The 16,321-nt window shown below is 73.5% G+C and carries 14 protein-coding genes; 10 read left to right on the forward strand and 4 right to left on the reverse strand.

Annotated features, from left to right (window positions below; all coding sequences use genetic code 11):
• Positions 1-222 precede the first annotated feature (222 nt).
• The 3 genes from ABZY13_RS20145 to ABZY13_RS20155 are packed head-to-tail and all read left to right on the forward strand — an operon-like array spanning position 223 to position 2,695.
• Positions 223-1,353 (forward strand): ABC transporter ATP-binding protein, encoded by a 1,131-nt coding sequence (locus tag ABZY13_RS20145; protein WP_356632697.1) that lies wholly within the window; start codon positions 223-225, stop codon positions 1,351-1,353.
• Positions 1,350-2,030, forward strand: coding sequence for an ABC transporter permease subunit (locus tag ABZY13_RS20150; RefSeq protein ID WP_356632537.1), 681 nt, complete (start codon positions 1,350-1,352; stop codon positions 2,028-2,030). Before ABZY13_RS20145 ends, ABZY13_RS20150 begins: the two co-directional genes overlap by 4 nt.
• Complete coding sequence (locus tag ABZY13_RS20155; protein ID WP_356632540.1) at positions 2,027-2,695, forward strand: ABC transporter permease; 669 nt, start codon at positions 2,027-2,029, stop codon at positions 2,693-2,695. Before ABZY13_RS20150 ends, ABZY13_RS20155 begins: the two co-directional genes overlap by 4 nt.
• Positions 2,696-2,833: 138 nt before the next feature.
• Here ABZY13_RS20155 and ABZY13_RS20160 read toward each other — a convergent pair whose 3' ends face one another.
• Genes ABZY13_RS20160 through ABZY13_RS20175 form a run of 4 tightly spaced genes read right to left on the reverse strand, consistent with a single transcriptional unit; the run spans position 2,834 to position 6,869 of the window.
• Positions 2,834-3,433: an ATP/GTP-binding protein gene (locus ABZY13_RS20160; RefSeq protein WP_356632542.1), complete on the reverse strand. Its 600-nt coding sequence runs from the start codon at positions 3,431-3,433 to the stop codon at positions 2,834-2,836.
• Positions 3,420-3,875, reverse strand: coding sequence for a DUF742 domain-containing protein (locus ABZY13_RS20165; RefSeq protein WP_356632544.1), 456 nt, complete (start codon positions 3,873-3,875; stop codon positions 3,420-3,422). The genes ABZY13_RS20160 and ABZY13_RS20165 overlap by 14 nt, the downstream gene beginning before the upstream one ends.
• 37 nt (positions 3,876-3,912) lie before the next feature.
• Entirely contained in the window at positions 3,913-4,389 is a 477-nt protein-coding gene (locus tag ABZY13_RS20170; RefSeq protein ID WP_356632546.1) for a roadblock/LC7 domain-containing protein, read from the reverse strand.
• Positions 4,386-6,869: an ATP-binding protein gene (locus tag ABZY13_RS20175; protein ID WP_356632548.1), complete on the reverse strand. Its 2,484-nt coding sequence runs from the start codon at positions 6,867-6,869 to the stop codon at positions 4,386-4,388. Before ABZY13_RS20175 ends, ABZY13_RS20170 begins: the two co-directional genes overlap by 4 nt.
• A gap of 379 nt (positions 6,870-7,248) precedes the next feature.
• Between ABZY13_RS20175 and ABZY13_RS20180 the strand changes: the two genes are divergently transcribed.
• From ABZY13_RS20180 to ABZY13_RS20210, 7 genes are all read left to right on the forward strand, one after another.
• Positions 7,249-8,214, forward strand: a complete 966-nt coding sequence (locus ABZY13_RS20180) for an ABC transporter substrate-binding protein (protein ID WP_356632550.1) — start codon at positions 7,249-7,251, stop codon at positions 8,212-8,214.
• A gap of 19 nt (positions 8,215-8,233) precedes the next feature.
• Entirely contained in the window at positions 8,234-9,760 is a 1,527-nt protein-coding gene (locus tag ABZY13_RS20185; RefSeq protein WP_356632552.1) for an aromatic amino acid lyase, read from the forward strand.
• Between the two features lie 258 nt (positions 9,761-10,018).
• The gene (locus ABZY13_RS20190; protein WP_356632554.1) at positions 10,019-11,821 is read left to right on the forward strand and encodes a S8 family serine peptidase; all 1,803 of its coding nucleotides are present in this window, start codon (positions 10,019-10,021) and stop codon (positions 11,819-11,821) included.
• A gap of 430 nt (positions 11,822-12,251) precedes the next feature.
• Positions 12,252-12,950, forward strand: coding sequence for a ScbR family autoregulator-binding transcription factor (locus tag ABZY13_RS20195; RefSeq protein WP_356632556.1), 699 nt, complete (start codon positions 12,252-12,254; stop codon positions 12,948-12,950).
• Between the two features lie 5 nt (positions 12,951-12,955).
• Positions 12,956-14,158 (forward strand): damage-control phosphatase ARMT1 family protein, encoded by a 1,203-nt coding sequence (locus tag ABZY13_RS20200; protein ID WP_356632558.1) that lies wholly within the window; start codon positions 12,956-12,958, stop codon positions 14,156-14,158.
• Positions 14,159-14,266: 108 nt separating this feature from the next.
• A complete protein-coding gene (locus tag ABZY13_RS20205; protein ID WP_356632560.1) occupies positions 14,267-14,986 on the forward strand; it encodes a PDZ domain-containing protein in 720 nt (239 codons plus the stop codon).
• Between the two features lie 195 nt (positions 14,987-15,181).
• A complete protein-coding gene (locus ABZY13_RS20210; protein ID WP_356632562.1) occupies positions 15,182-16,309 on the forward strand; it encodes an aminopeptidase P family protein in 1,128 nt (375 codons plus the stop codon).
• Positions 16,310-16,321 lie beyond the last annotated feature (12 nt).

Genomic DNA, 16,321 nt, shown 5'->3' on the forward strand with positions numbered 1-16,321 from the left:
GCCTCGGGCCCGGCCGGGCTGTGCGCGGCGGTCCCGGTCAGCACCCCGAACGCGCCGACCGCCGGGTGAGCGGGGCCGCCGGAGTGCCGTCGGCGCCCCGACCGCGACCGGCGATCTGGTTGAACCGGCGACGACACAACGGGTCTAGACTCTCCCCGCAACGGCCCGGCCGCCCCGGCGGGAGCGGGCAGGAACTGCCAAACCCGAAGGGTGTTCGGCGTTTTGATACGGATAGATTCAGTCACCAAGCGGTACCCCGACGGCACGGTGGCGGTCGACCGGCTGTCGCTGGAGATACCGGACCGTTCGATCACCGTCCTCGTCGGTCCCTCGGGCTGCGGCAAGACGACGACCCTGCGGATGATCAACCGGATGGTCGAGCCGAGCGAGGGCACGATCCTCATCGACGGCGTCGACAGCAGGCAGCAGCCGGTCAACACGCTTCGCCGGTCCATGGGTTACGTCATCCAGAACGCCGGACTCTTCCAGCACCGCACGATCGTCGACAACATCGCCACCGTCCCCCGGATGCTCGGCTGGGGCAAGGACCGGGCCCGCGCCCGGGCGCGCGAACTGATGGACCGCGTCGGCCTGGACGCCTCCCTGGCGGGGCGCTACCCCTACCAGCTCTCCGGCGGCCAGCAGCAACGCGTCGGCGTGGCACGGGCGCTGGCCGCCGACCCGCCCGTGCTGCTGATGGACGAGCCGTTCTCCGCCGTCGACCCCGTCGTCCGCAAGGGCCTCCAGGACGAACTTCTGCGCATTCAGGCGGAGTTGGGCAAGACCATCGTGTTCGTCACCCACGACATCGACGAGGCCGTCAAGCTCGGCACCATGGTCGCCGTGATGCGCACCGGCGGCCGGCTCGCCCAGTTCGCGCCGCCCGCCGAGCTGCTCTCCAGCCCCGCCGACGCCTTCGTGGAGGACTTCCTCGGCGCCGACCGCGGCATCCGCAGGCTGTCCTTCTTCCCCTCCGCCGGGCTGGAGTTGCTCACCTCGCCGATCGTCGCCGTCGACGCCACCGCCGAGCAGATCGCCGCCCGCGACACGGGCGAGGTCCCCTATCTCCTCGTCACGGACCTGGACGGCAGGCCGCTCGGCTGGGCCGAGCCGCGCGAGCTGACCGCCGGAAAGGCCGACCCCGGCCGGCTCCTGCCCTACGGCCGCCCGTTCGCGGCCGGCGCCGACTCGCTGCGCGCCGCGCTCGACTGCGCCGTGCTCTCCCCGACCGGCTGGGCCGTCGCGGTGGACGGCGAGGGCCGGGCGGCCGGAGTGGTCTCGCAGCAGACCATCGCCGAGGCCATCCGCGGCGCCCACGCCACGAGCGCGCGGACGGAGAAGGCCGCACGATGAGCGAACTCTTCGACATGCCGAGCTATCTCGAGTACAGCTACGCCGGCCTGGTCGCCCTCCATCTGCGCGAGGCGCTGATCCCGGTCCTGGCCGGTCTGGTGGTGGCGCTGCCGCTCGCCCAGCTGTGCGTGCGGGTGCGCTGGCTGTACCCGCCGGTGCTGTGGGTGACGACCGTCCTCTACGCGATCCCGTCGCTGGCGTTCTTCGTGGTCCTCATCGACTACACCGGTCTGAGCGAGACCACGGTGATGATCCCGCTGGCCGTCTACAGCCTGGTCGTCCTGGTCCCGGCCATCGTGGAGGGCGTGCGCGCGGTGCCGCAGGAGACGCTCGCGGCGGCCACCGCCATGGGGTTCGGCCCCGTACGCCGTTATCTCCAGGTGCAGTTGCCGATCGCGGCGCCCGCCATCATCGCGGGCCTGCGGGTGGCGTCCGTGTCGAGCATCTCCCTGGTCAGCGTCGGCATGCTGATCGGCAACCAGGGCGCCCTCGGCAACATGCTCGACGCCGGGATGAGGAACGACCAGCCGCGCCTGGTGTGGCTGTCCGTCGTGGGCACCGCCGTGCTCGCCACCGCCGTCGACGCCGCGCTCATCGGGCTGCGCCTGCTGCTGACGCCGTGGATGCCCCGCGGCTCGGCCACGCGCCGGCTCACCGTGAAGGAGGCCGCCCGGTGAACGTCCTCGACCACATGGGCGCCTTCCTCGGCGACGGCGCCCACTGGCAGGGCTACGACGGCATCCCCACCCGCGTCGCCGAGCACATCGAGTACACGCTGATGGCCCTCGGCATCGCCGCCGCCGTGGGACTCCCGGTCGGCCTGGTGACCGGCCACACCGGCAGGGGCGGCAACGCCCTCGCCCTGATCGCCACGATCGGCCGCGCCCTGCCCAGCTTCGGCCTGATGGTGCTGATGTTCCTGCTGCTCGGCCTGGGCATGGCCCCGGTGCTGATCCCCCTGGTGGTGCTGGCCGTCCCGCCGATCCTGGTCACCACCTACGAGGCCATGCGCTCGGTCGACCCCGCGCCGGTGGACGCCGCGCGCGGCATGGGCATGGCCGAGGCGGACGTCCTCTTCCGCGTGGAACTGCCGATGGCTCTGCCGCTGATCCTCAGCGGGCTGCGCTCGGCGGCCATCCAGATCGTGTCCACCGCCACCATCGCCGCCTACGTCAGCTTCGGCGGCCTCGGCCGCTACATCGTCGACGGCCTCTACCAGCACGACTACGAGAAGGTCGTGGGCGGCGCCACGCTGGTCGCCGCGATGGCGCTGACCACCCTCGCGGTGTTCTGGGCCGTGGCCCGCTGCACCGTCTCGCGCGGGGTGCGCGGCAACGGCTGAACGGCCCGTGCCGAACGGCGTACCACGAACGGCGTACGACGAGAGGCGCATGACGGGCGGCTGACGAGCGGCGTGCGCCGAACGTCCGCGGGGCGGGCGCCCGATCGCCCGCCCCGCAGCCGTACGCGAGCGATACGCTCAGCCCTCCGAGCGGGCCAGCGCCAGTTCCAGCACGACCAGCAGCGCGTCCCGCACCGAGCCCCGCTCACGGGCGTCGAACACCACCACCGGGACGTGCTCGGCGACGTCCAGCGCCCAGCGCACCTCCTCCAGCGCGTGCTCCACCGTCCCGTCGAAGGCGTTGACCGCCACGGCGAACGGGATCTCCCGGTGCTCGAAGTAGTCGACGGCCGCGTAGCAGTCGTCCAGCCGCCGGGTGTCGACGATGACCAGCGCGCCGACCGCGCCCTCCACGATGTCGTCCCACATGAACCCGAACCGGTCCTGGCCGGGCGTGCCGAACAGGTACAGCTTCAGCGTCGGGTCGATGGTGATGCACCCGAAGTCCATGGCGACGGTGGTCGTCGTCTTGGCCGGCGTGTGGGAAAGGTCGTCGACGCCCGCCGCGACCTCCGTGATGGCGGCCTCGGTGGTCAGCGGCTCGATCTCGGAGATGGCGCCGACGGCGGTGGTCTTGCCCACGCCGAAACCGCCCGCGATCACCATCTTGACCGGCAGCGGCGGCCGTACGGCGGGCTCCGCGGCCGTGCCGGCGGCGAGCGGTTCAGTCGATGTCACGGAGTACCCCCCGGGAGTCGGGGATGGCGCGCAGGCCATCGATAACCCTTCGCAGGACGGACGCGTCATGGGTGGCGGCCGTGTTCGGCACGTACACCGCCAGATGCCCCACGGCCCGCAGGTCCTCGGCGAGGACCCGGACGACGTTGAGGTGCAGCCGCAGCCGGGCCGCGATCTCGGCGATGGACTGCGGCTGCTTGCAGGCGGCGACGATGTCGTGCCGCTCGAAGACGAGACCGTCGAGCGCCGCGAGCCCTTCGGCCGTGGCGATCACCTGGGTCTCGACCGGGATCGGCCGGCCGGCCGCCGCCTCGTCCTTGCCCGCCACCCGGCCGGCGGTGACGAGGAACGGCCGTACGGCGGGGACGGGGCCGGCCACCGGGTCGGCACCCGGGGACGGCCCGAACCCGTCGCCGCCGCTCGGGATGCGGCCGTCCGCCATGGCTGGTCTCTCCCTCTCTCGACCGGGCCGCGACCGGTCAGCCCGTCGACGGGACGCCGACGTTGTTCTTCAGCTCCAGCACGAGCTGCGGGCTGAGCGCCGCGCCCGCGCGGTTGGCGAACAGCGTCATCTCGTACGCGATGTTGCCGAGCTTGGCCTCCTTGTCGGCGACCACGCCCAGCACCGCCCCGCTGCCGATCGCGGAGACCAGCACATGGCCGCCCTCCAGATCGATGATGACCTTGTTGAGGGCGCCCAGGCCGTAGTTGCCGGACGCACCGGCGGCCAGGCTGGTCAGGCCGGAGACGATCGCGGCCAGCCGCTCCGAGTGGGCGCGCTCCCGCAGTTGCGCGACGGCGATCAGCAGGCCGTCGGAGGACACCGCGATGGCGTCGACGACACCCGCGGTCTCGGTCGCGAAACGGTTGAGCAGCCAGGTGAAGTCGGCTGCGGCGGCCCGCAGTTCGTCCGGCGTGGCGTCTCCCGTCGGGGTACCACCTGTCGACGTGCTCACTGCTCCGCTCCTTCCGGGAGGTGGTTCTGGTCGTGCGGCTCCTTGCCGGCGCCGTCCGAATTCTGCGGGGCGTCCGGGGCGACGCTGTCGCGGTGGGCGCGCTCCACGGCCGCCTCGAACTCCTCCAGTGCGCTGCGCACCGCCTCCGCGTCGGCGGGCGGCGCGGCCGGGCGCGCGGCGTGCCGGTCGGCCTCCGTGGCCGTGTCGCGGAGGGTCGCGCCGCGCACCCGGCGGCGCAGCGGGCGCGGACCGCCCGCGTCCGGCTCGGTGCGGGCGCGCGGGATCAGCGGCTTGTCCTCGCCGCCTGCGGGGTCCCGGCGGGGGACCCGGCGTGGCAGGGGGCGCGCCTCGTCGGGCCGGTCGCCGTCCGCGGACCCGTCACGGTCGGAGGGCGGGGCGTCCGTCTTCCGTGCCGTGCCCACAGGGAGCGCGGGGCGGGTCGGGGCCGCCGGCACCGAACGGGCCGGGGCCGCGGCGATCGTGGGCGCGGTCCTCGCGGAGCCGGCCGGGCCGACCGGGCTCATCGTCAGCAGCAGCGTCGACGGGATGGCCACCTCGGCCGTCACACCGCCGCCGGGCGTACGGGAGAGGGTGACGCCGATGTCCCAGCGGCGGGCCAGGTTGCCCACCACGAACAGGCCGAGCACCTTCGTCGGCACCAGGTCCAGGCGCTCGCGGCGGATCAGCCGGGCGTTCTCCTCGGCCAGCCGCTCGGCGCTCATGCCGAGGCCGTGGTCGGCCACGGTGATCGTCGCGCCGTCGCCGCCGGAGCGCACCGTCACCTCGACGGGGCTGCCCTCGGGCGAGAACGACACGGCGTTCTCCAGGAGCTCGGCCACCATCAGCGTGAGGTCGCCGACGATGTCCGGCTCGACCATGATCTCGGTGCCCGCGTGCAGCTGGACCCGCTGATAGCCCTCGATCTGGCCGAGCGCGGCCCGCACCACGTTGGTGAGCGCGGTGGGACCGCCGTCCAGCACGGTCTCGCGGATGCCGGCCAGCAGCATCAGGCTGTCGGCGTTGCGGCGCAGGCGGACCGCGATGTGGTCGATGGAGTAGAGCCGTTCCAGCAGCGCGGGGTCGGTCTCGCCGCGCTCCACGGCGTCGATCAACGCGAGCTGACGGGTCGTCAGGTTGCTGACGCGGCGGCCGACGTTGCCGAACATCTCGGCGACGTTGCGGCGGCTGAGCACCTGGCGCTCCAGCAGCGCGGCGGCCGTGGTCTGCACGTGGTTGAACGCCTCGGCCAGATCGCCGATCTCGTCCCGCGCGGTGACCGGCATCTCCCGCAGCCGCGGCGGGGCGTCGTCCTCGGCGTCGTCGTCGGCGACCCGGGCCAGCTCGCGCTCGGCGACCTCGGCGACCTGCCGGGCGGCGCCGGTCAGCGCCTGCACCGGCCGCACCACGGAGCGCCGTACCGCCACCGAGAAGGCGCCCCAGAGCAGGAAGCCGGCCAGCGCGAGAGCGAGCAGCCAGGCCGCGTTCCACCAGGCGTCGGCGGAGGCGTCGTCGGCGCGGTCGGCGATCTGGTCGATGAGCGAGGAAGTGATCTCCAACCGTTCCCCGGCCTGCGCCCGGTAGGTGGGGTGCAGGGCGATGGCGGCGGTGAACCGCTCCCGGATCTCCTCCGGGGTGCCGGCCTGCAGGGCGCTCGGGTCGATCTGCAGTTCCGCGTACTGGCGCAGGATGGTCGCCTGGAAGGAGCTGTACTCGATCCCCCGCAGCTCCTTCGCCTGGGCCTCGGTGGCGAACCGGCTGAATCGTTCCGCCTGATGCTCGTAGAGCTCTCGGGAGCCGACGGCGCCGATGAACTCGATGAGCGCGTTGGAGTCCCCGGTCGTCGCGGAGAACACGCTGGTCTCGAAGGCGCTGTGGGCGGCGCTCGCGCGCAGCAGGGAGTCCAGCAGGTTGCCCGTGTAGGTGCCGGCGAGCACGGGGTCGGTGTCCAGGCCCAGGCCGGCGATCACGCTCTTGGCGGCGTTGGTGTAGGCCGGGTCGATGTTGTCGGCGGGCAGATAGCCCTGCTCGACGGTCAGCCGCAGGCTGCCCAGGCCGTTGATCTCCCGCAGCGCCTGCGCCTCGGTAGCGGGCAGGTCGTCGCCGAACGCCTCGCGCACCCGCTCGACCTGCTCGTCGACCGCCTTCTGCGCCTTGCGGTAGTCGGTCAGCGCGGGCGTGGCGCCGCTGCCGCCGGCCTCGTAGCGCACGGACAGCAGGATGGCTTCCTGGTGCTCGGTCTCCACCCGGTCCACCAACTCGGCGACCTGGGCGCTGTCGCGCACCAGCCGGGCGGCCGACGCCGCGTCGCGGGCCGCCTGCACCTGGTCGGCGATGAGATAGGTGAGCAGCAGCCCGAGGCCGGCGAGCGGCACGCCCACCAGGACGTTGAGCTTGCGGCGGAACGGCCAGCGGTCCGCGAAACCCCGGGTGCGCCCGCTGTCCGGCGGCGGCGCCGGCGGGGCGTGCTCGTTCCCGGACACCAGGCCTCCATTCATGGGGTGTCGTAGCTTCTCTCGCCGGCGGTGATGGTCGATGTCACCGCTGTGACCGGAGAGCGACTCCGGGGGAGACTATCTCTTCCGGTGCGGCCGGACCGCGCGGTCCCACGTCAAGAATCCGTTACAACCCGCGCCGCTTGGGCGCGGGTTCGTTCAATTTCCCTTCACAACCAGTCACGTATCGAAGCCAATTGGTGACCTGGGTTCTCTTGACTGACCGAGAAGCCGCTGGATTGGATCAGTGGGTGCGATGTGATCGATGTGTGCGTCCCGCGTACGTCGGCGCCTGCGCGCACCGCACCCGCGCGTCCCGGCCATTGCCCCGCAAGCTTCCTCGACACCCGAGCCCGGAACGGGAATTGTGACTTCTACCGTGAAGAGCAGCTGGTTCAGCACGAGACACCACCGCGTGGCCGCCGCCGCCCTCGCCGTCACGGCGGCGCTGGTCGTCACGGGGTGCGGTTCGTCCGACGACGACTCCGACAACCCGCTCGCGGAGGGCGGCAAGGCGGACGGCGGCACCGTCGTCGTCGGCTCCAACAACTTCAGCGAGAGCATCCTGCTCGCCGACATCTACGGCGAGGCCCTGAAGGCCAAGGGCATCAAGGTCACCTACAAGCCCAACATCGGCAGCCGCGAGACCACCTACGGCCTGCTCAAGAACGGCTCCGTGACCGTCCTGCCCGAGTACAACGGCTCGCTCCTGGCCTACCTCGAGCCCGACGCCGAGCAGAAGTCGGTCGAGGCGGTCAACGCCGCCGTCAAGGCCAAGCTCGACGCCAAGCTGACGCTGCTGGAGTCCGCGCCCGCCGAGGACAAGGACTCCGTCTCCGTCAACGCCGAGACGGCCGAGAAGTACGGTCTGTCCGCCGAGTCCACCCTCGCGGACCTCAAGGACATCGCCCCCGAGATGGTCATCGGCGGCTCCCCCGAGTTCCAGACCCGCCACCAGGGCCTGGTCGGGCTGGAGAAGGAATACGGCCTGAAGTTCAAGTCGTTCAAGGCCCTCGACGCCGGCGGCCCGCTCACCCAGGCGGCGCTGACCAAGAACACCGTCCAGGCCGCGGACATCTTCACCACCGACCCCACCATCACCAAGGAAGGGTTCGTCGTCCTCCAGGACCCGAAGAACCTCTTCGGCTTCGCCAACGTGACCCCGCTGGTCCACAAGAGCGACCTGCCCCAGGAGGGCGTCGACGCCCTCAACGCGGTCTCCGCCAAGCTGGACACCAAGACACTGCTCGACCTGGACTCCCAGGTGCAGCTGGAGAACAAGGACCCGCTCGACGTCGCCAAGGCCTGGCTGAAGTCGGTCGGCCTGTCCTGACGCCCCGTCCCCTCACGCCGTGAGCACCGCAGCCGACGATCCGACACGGGTGCCGCCCCGGCCCACCGGGACCACCCGCGTCACCCTCGACGGCACCGGACTCACCGTTGCCGGCCTGGTCCGCCTCGCCGACGGCGCCGCCACACCCGACGTGCCCCGCGCCGCCCTGGAGCGCGCGGGGCACGCCTGGCGCACCGCCCAGCGCCTCGCCGCCACCGGCCGGCTCTACGGCCGCGGCACCGGCGTCGGCGCGCAGCGCTCCGTCGCCGTCGACGCCGCCGACGAGACCGGCCACGGGCTGCGCCTGCTGCGCAGCCACGCGGGCGGCGCCGGCCGGCCCCTGCCCGCCCGCCAGATCCGCGCGATGCTCGCCGTCCGCGCCAACCAGCTCCTCGCCGGCGGCTCCGGCATCCACCCCGACTTCGTCCACGCCCTCACCGAGGCGCTGCGCCTGGGCGTCCACCCGGTCGTGCACGAGTACGGCGGCCTGGGCACCGGCGACCTGACCGCGCTCGCGGAGACGGGCCTCACCCTCATCGGGGAACGCGCCTGGGCGACGGACGACCCCACGACGCCGGCCGCCGAACCCCCCGGCCGCCTGCCCGCCCCCGTCACCCTGCGCCCCGGCGACGCCCTCGCCCTGCTGAGCAGCAACGCCCTCACCCTCGGCCAGGCCGGCCTCGGCTGCCACCGGCTCGACGTGCTGCTGCGCGCCACGCACGTCGTCGCCGCCCTCTCCCTCGCCGCCGTGTCCGGCTCGCCCGAGGCCTACGCCGCCCCCCTGCACGCCCTGCGCCCCCACCCCGGCGCCGCCCACGCCGCCGCCGAGGTCCGCCGCGTCCTCGGGCTGCCCGACCGGCCGCACGACGGGGGCGGACGGCGCGTCCAGGACCCGTACGGCTTCCGCGCCTTCCCGCAGGCTCACGGCTGCGCCCTCGACGCCGCCGCGCACCTGCGCCGGACCGTCGAGGCCGAGCTGAACAGCCCGTCGGAGAACCCGCTGATCGATACCGGAAGCGCCGCGGCCCACCACCACGGCGGCTTTTACGCCGCCCCCCTCGCCCTCGCCCTGGACGGCTGCGCCCTCGCCCTGCTGGGCACCGCCCGGCTGTCCGCGGCCCGTCTCGCCGCCCTGCTGCGGCCGGATCTCACCGGCCTGCCCGCCTTCCTCGCCACCGGCCCCGCCGGCAGCTCGGGCGCCATGATCCTGGAGTACACCGCCAACTCCGCGCTCGCGGAGCTGCGTTCCCAGGCCGCCGCGCCCGCCTCGGCCGGCCACGCCGTGCTCTCCCACGGCCTGGAGGAGGCCGCCAGCTTCGCCTCCCAGGCCGCCCGCCAGGCCCTGCGCGCCGCCGAGGCCTACACCACCGTCCTGGCCTGCGAACTCGTCGCCGCCGTCCGGGCGCTGCGGCTGCACCCGGCACCCCCGCCGATCCCCGCCTACGACACGGCCGCCGCGGATCTGCCGCCCGGCACGGAGGACCGCCCGCTGACGGCCGACGTGGCGCGGGCGGGCGAACTGCTGCCGAGGCTCGCGCAGTTGTAACCCGCCCAGGCAACCCCCCGGTCCTGCCGCCGGTTCGAGGGTGGGTTTCCGGCCGCTCCGAGGGTTTCCCCTGTATCGCACGAGGTTCCGGTTGCCTATCGTTCCTGCACAGCCGACCCACAGGTAACCCCTTCCCGGGTCGGTGTTCACGCCAGGCCGGCCGCAGCGCTTTTCGCATGAACCCCCCTCCGCTTCGACGCCGAAGCGCACCGACCGCCGCTCCGTGCTGTCCGGAGTACGGCCACGAAAGGCAATACCTTGCGAACCTCCCCAGCCGTCAGACGCAAGCTGATATCCGTCGCCGCGCTCTCCGCGGCGCTGTTCACGGCCGCCGGCGCCACGGTCGCCGTGGCCCAGGAGCCCGCCGCTCAGGACTCCCCGGCCGCCGTCCCCGCGGCGCGGACCGAGGCCGCCCCCGGCGCCCCGGCCGAGCGCCTCATCGTCGGCTACAAGTCCGGCGCGAGCGAGGCGAAGTCGAACAAGGCCGCCGAGGCGGACGCCCGTGCCAAGGGCGCGAAGGCCGGCGAGGACGTCGACTTCCAGCGCCGCCTGGGCACCGGCGCCGCCCTCGTCGACCTGGGCGCGGACCCCACCCGCGCGGACGTCGCCGACGTCGTCGCCGCCTACGAGGCCGACCCGCAGGTCGCCTACGTCGTCCCGGACCGCCTGAACACGCCGCAGGCCGACCCCAACGACACCGACTACGCCAAGCAGTGGGACCTGTTCGAGGCCACCGCGGGCATGAACGTGCCGGGCGCCTGGACCACCTCCACCGGCGCCGGCGTCACCGTCGCCGTCATCGACACCGGCTACGTCGCCCACTCCGACCTCGCCGCGAACGTCGTCGGCGGCTACGACTTCATCTCCGACACCGCCGTCGCCGTCGACGGCAACGGCCGCGACAGCAACCCGGCCGACCCGGGCGACTGGTACGCCGCCGGCGAGTGCGGGCAGGCCTCCGGCAGCAACTCCTCCTGGCACGGCACCCACGTCGCCGGCACCATCGCCGCCGTCACCGACAACGCCAAGGGCATGGCGGGCGTCGCCCACGGCGCCAAGATCTCCCCGGTGCGCGTGCTCGGCAAGTGCGGCGGCTACGACTCCGACATCATCGACGCCATCACCTGGGCGTCCGGCGGCACCGTCTCGGGCGTGCCCGCCAACACCAACGTCGCCAAGGTCATCAACATGAGCCTCGGCGGCAGCGGGGCCTGCACCAGCGCCACGCAGAGCGCCATCAACGCGGCCGTGAACCGCGGCACCACCGTCGTCGTGGCCGCCGGCAACTCCAACGCCAACGTGTCGGGCCACTCGCCGGGCAACTGCAACAACGTCATCTCGGTCGCCGCCACCAGCCGCACCGGCGCCAAGGCGTCCTACTCCAACTACGGCTCCCTGATCGACATCTCGGCACCCGGCGGCCAGACCAGCACCGGCACCGCCAACGGCATCTACTCCACGCTGAACTCCGGCACGAGGACGCCGTCCACCGAGTCGTACGCCTTCTACCAGGGCACCAGCATGGCCGCCCCGCACATCGCGGGCCTCGCCGCGCTGATGAAGTCGGCCAAGTCCACGCTGACCCCGGCCCAGATCGAGTCGGCGATCAAGGCCAACGCCCGTCCGCTGCCCGGCGCCTGCTCCGGCGGCTGCGGCGCGGGCCTGGCCGACGCCACCAAGACGGTCAAGGCGGTGACCGGCACCACGCCGACCGGCTCGACCTTCTCCAGCACCTCCGCCGTGGCCATCCCGGACGCGGGCTCGGCCGTCGAGTCACCGATCTCCGTCACCGGCCGCACCGGCAACGCGCCCTCCGCCCTCCAGGTGGCGGTGAACATCACCCACACCTACCGCGGCGACCTGGTCCTCGACCTCATCGCGCCGGACGGCACCGCCTACCGCCTGAAGTCCTCCAGTTCCTCGGACTCCGCGGACAACGTCAACACCACCTACACGGTGAACGCCTCGACCGAGGCGGCCAACGGCACCTGGAAGCTGCGCGTCCAGGACGTCGCCGCACAGGACTCGGGCACGGTCAACAGCTGGAGCCTGACGTTCTGAACCCCGAGCCCGTGAACCACGGGCATCTTCCGACGTGATTCAAGGGCGTCGCCTCAACGGGCGGGCCGGCCGGTGCGGATGGGCGCCGGCCGGCCCGCCTTTCGTCGTACCGGGAAAAACGGGAAACCTCCAGGACCCACGGGGACCGCACCGCGCGGACAGTCGAACGCAGTCGATACCGCCCGCGCGGTTTTGTCCGGTGCCCGATCCGCCCCCGTCTCTCCGTCACGCCCCCACTCCGCTCCGTGCGCCGGGCGACCCCGCCGGTGCCGGTTCGTCCTGTTCGGCGTACTGTTGACGCACCTCGAACTCCGGGCGCGGCGAAGGTCCTTGCACGGTTGGTGGGCCTCGTCACAGAGTGAGCTATCGTGTGCCTGGGGTAAGAACAAACGGCATAACCCGTTTTTAGGCCCGGGAGTGAGTCCAGCCGATGGCGAGGCAGTTACGAGCAGAGCAGACCCGCGCGACGATCATCACGGCCGCCGCTGACCTGTTCGACCGTCACGGCTACGAGTCGACCAGCCTGAGCGACATCGTCGAGCACGCCCAAGTCACCAAGGGCGCCCTCTACTTCCACTTCGCGGCGAAGGAGGACCTGGCGCACGCCATCATGGAAATCCAGTCGCAGGCCGCCCGGAGACTGGCCCGTGAGGTGGAGGACCGTGACTGTACCTCCCTGGAGGCGCTGATGCGCATCACCTTCGGGCTGGCCCGGCTCGCCGTCGAGGGCCCGGTCGCCCGTGCCGGACTGCGCCTCGCCACCGGAGGCGTGGGCATCCGCCCGCCGATGCCGCACCCCTTCACCGAGTGGCTGGACATCGCCACCCGCAAGCTCCTCGCCGCGGTCCGCGAGTGCGACATCCACGCGGACGTCGACGTCGAGGCCGTCGCGCACTCCCTGGTGAGCTTCTTCGTCGGCGTCCGCGTCACCGGCCGCACCCTCGAACCGGTCGTGCGACTGCCCCGCCGGATGTCCGAGATGTGGTACGTGATCATCCGGGGTCTGGTCCCGGTGACCCGTCGCCCGCGCTATCTGGGGCTCGCCGCGCAGCTCGAACGGGAGATCAGGACGGGGGAGATGCAGGGCAGCGCGCGCGCCGGAGGGAGGCCGGGCGGCGCGATACGGTGAGCGGCATGCCCGACCTCGCGCCCGCGCCCGTGCTCCGCGGCAACGAACCCGGCTCCTTCGCGCACGGGGTGCTCGCCGAACGCCATCCCGCGATCATCCGGCAGGTGCGGGAGTCCTTCCCGTTCGATCCCGACCGCCGCCGCGCCCTCGACGCGCTGCGGGACAGCTGTCTGCACGGCGTGATCGAGCCGCTGCCCGACGGCGCACCCGACCGGGACCGCTGGGCGGCCTGGGGGCTCGACGCGTACACCGGGCAGTCCTGGTACGACGTCCCCTGGCTCTGGTCCGAGAGTTACTTCTACCGCCGGCTGCTGGACGCCGTGGGCCACTTCGACCCGGACGGGCCCTGGCACGGCGTCGATCCCTTCCGCCCCGTCAAACTCGCCGAACTCCACGACCCGGCGACCGACGAGGAACTCGACGCGCTCGACGCCCTGGCGGACCGCCCGTCCGACGAGTGGGACCGGGCGCTGCTGCACGGCTCCCTCTGGGGCAACCGCGCCGACCTGAGCTTCCGCCTCTCCGCCGAAGCCGAAACCGTGGCCGCCACCGAAGCCGCAGCCGACGAGGGGACCGCCGCGCCCCGCCTGGTCGCCGACGACGGCGAGGCCCTGTGGACGCTCCTGCGCCCCGGCGCCACCCTCTGCCTGGTCGCCGACAACTCCGGCCGCGAACTCGTCCCCGACCTGCTGCTCATCGGCCACCTCCTCGCCGAGGGCCGCGTCGCCCGCGCGGTGCTGCACGTCAAACCGCACCCGTACTACGTCTCCGACGCCACCCCGGCCGACGTCCTCGACGCCCTGCGCCGCCTCATCGCCCACCCCGGCGCCGCCGGAACGTACGGACGCCGCCTGTGGGAGGCGATGACCGACGGCCGGCTCGCCCTGCGCGCCCACCCCTTCTCCTGCGCCCCGCTGCCCTACGCCGAGATGCCCGCCGACCTTCGCGCGGAGTTCGCCGCCGCCGGCCTCACCGTGGTCAAGGGCGACCTCAACTACCGGCGCCTGGTGGGCGACCGGAGCCGGCCCCCGACCACACCCTTCGCCGGCCCGACCGCGTACTTCCCCGGCCCGGTCGCCGCCCTGCGCACGCTGAAGTCCGACGTGGTCTGCGGCCTCGACCCGGACACGGAGGCCGCGCTGACCGCCGCCGAGGGACAGAGCTGGCGGACCGCGGGGACGCACGCCCTGATCCAGGTACGGGCGTGAGACGCGCGCCGGTGTGATCATCTCCGGTCCGCCCGGTCAGTCTCACTCGTTCGTGGCAGGTCGGCGGCCGGTGCGCCGGGTATGCACCCAGCCGGAGGCGAACGAACCATGGAACACACTGCGCTGCGACCCAAGCCCCTGCCCGGCGGCGACCCGGACGCCGACCGCGGCGACACCGGCGATCGCGTCGGCCCCGTCGCCCGGAGGACGGACCCGGGTCCGCGCCCGCACTCGGGGCCCGGGCGGGGCCGCCGGGTCGTCACGCTCCTGCTCGGCCTGCTGGCCGGCGTCGCGCTGGTGCTGGCGGGCGTCGGCCTCGGCACGGTGGGCGCGACGGTGATCGGCATGAGCAAGGTCGCGGAGCTGGAGCGGCTACAGGCCCCGGCGGAACGGGCAGGGCAGGAGGTGCAGCCCGGGCCGGCGGAGCGGGCGGAGCAGGCGGGTCGTGCGGCGCCGGTGCGGCCGGCCGCCGCCCCGTCCGCCACCGCCGTGCCGACCCGGGCGACCCTCGGCGTCGAGGTCACCGACGCCGAGAAGTACGGCGCCCTGGTCGTCGCCGTGCATGTGCCCGGCCCCGGCTCGGCGGCCGGGCTCGGGCGCGGCGACGTACTCCTGTCCTGCGCCGGTGCGCCGGTCGATTCCGCGGCCGGCCTCGTCCGCGCGCTCGACGCTGTCCGGCCGGGGGAGCGGATCACCGTCACCGTGCGCCGGGCGGACGGCGACCACCGGCAGGTGACGATCACCCCCGGCGTCGTCACCCGAGAACCGCGGGTCCCGTGCCACCCGCACCCCCGCGTGCCACCGCACCCCCGCGTGCCACCCCGCTGACCGCGTGACACCGCGGACCCGTGTGCACTGCGTGGGGCACGCGGGCCCGCGCGCCCGCGTGCCTCACGGGGCCTGCGAGCGCTCCGGCATCTTCGGCGCAAGGCCCGGGCATCTGCGGTGAATCGGCTCGCGCGGGCCCCGCGGGACGGGCAGGATGCTGCCCGTGGTTCCCGTACCGGTTCGAGGAGGCCCCGGATGAGCGGCAGCACGGCCGCGCCCTTCACCGTCGACGACTACCGGGCGCGCATGGACCGCGCCGCACGGGCCGCCGCCGACGCCGGACTCGCCGGCCTGCTGGTCGCGCCGGGCCCGGACCTGGTGTGGCTCACCGGCTACGCCCCCACCGCGGTCACCGAACGGCTCACCCTGCTGGTCCTCGCCCCCGGCCGGGACCCCGTCCTCGTGGTGCCCGCCCTGGAGGCCCCCGACGCCGCCCGGGCCGCCGGCGGGCCCGCGCTGACCCTGCGCGACTGGACCGACGGCAAGGACCCCTACGCCGCCACCGCCGGCCTGCTCGACGCGGGCGGCCGGTTCGGGATCAGCGACAACACCTGGGCCCTGCATCTGCTCGGCCTCCAGCGGGCGCTGCCCGGCTCGTCCTACGCGGCCCTCACCGACGCCCTGCCGATGCTGCGCGCGGTCAAGGACGCCGCCGAGCTGGAGCTGATGGCGGCGGCGGGCGCGGCGGCCGACGCGGCCTTCGAGGAGATCCGCGGCGTCCGCTTCTCCGGCCGCCGCGAGGCCGACGTCGCCCACGACCTGGCCCGGCTGCTGCGCCGCTTCGGCCACTCCCAGGTCGACTTCACCATCGTCGCCTCCGGCCCGAACGGCGCCGACCCGCACCACGAGGCCGACGAGCGGGTCATCGAACGCGGCGACATGGTCGTCCTCGACTTCGGCGGCCTGAAGGACGGCTACGGCTCCGACACCTCCCGCACCGTCCACGTCGGCCCGCCGACCGACGAGGAGCGGCGGGTGCACGACCTGGTGCGCGAGGCCCAGGAGGCCGGCTTCCGGGCGGTGCGGCCGGGCGCTGCCTGCCAGGACGTCGACCGGGCCGCCCGCGCGGTCATCACGGCGGCCGGTTACGGGGAGTTCTTCATCCACCGCACCGGGCACGGCATCGGCGTGACCACGCACGAGCCGCCGTACATGATCGAGGGCGAGGAGCGGCCTCTGGTGCCCGGCATGTGCTTCTCCGTCGAGCCCGGCGTCTATCTGCCCGGCCGGTTCGGGGTGCGCATCGAGGACATCGTGACCGTCACCGAGGACGGCGGCCGGAGGCTGAACGACACCACGCGCGAGATGGTCATAGTGGAGTAGGGAACCCGGACG

The organism is Streptomyces sp. NPDC006610 (assembly GCF_040611575.1).
GTDB lineage: Bacteria > Actinomycetota > Actinomycetes > Streptomycetales > Streptomycetaceae > Streptomyces.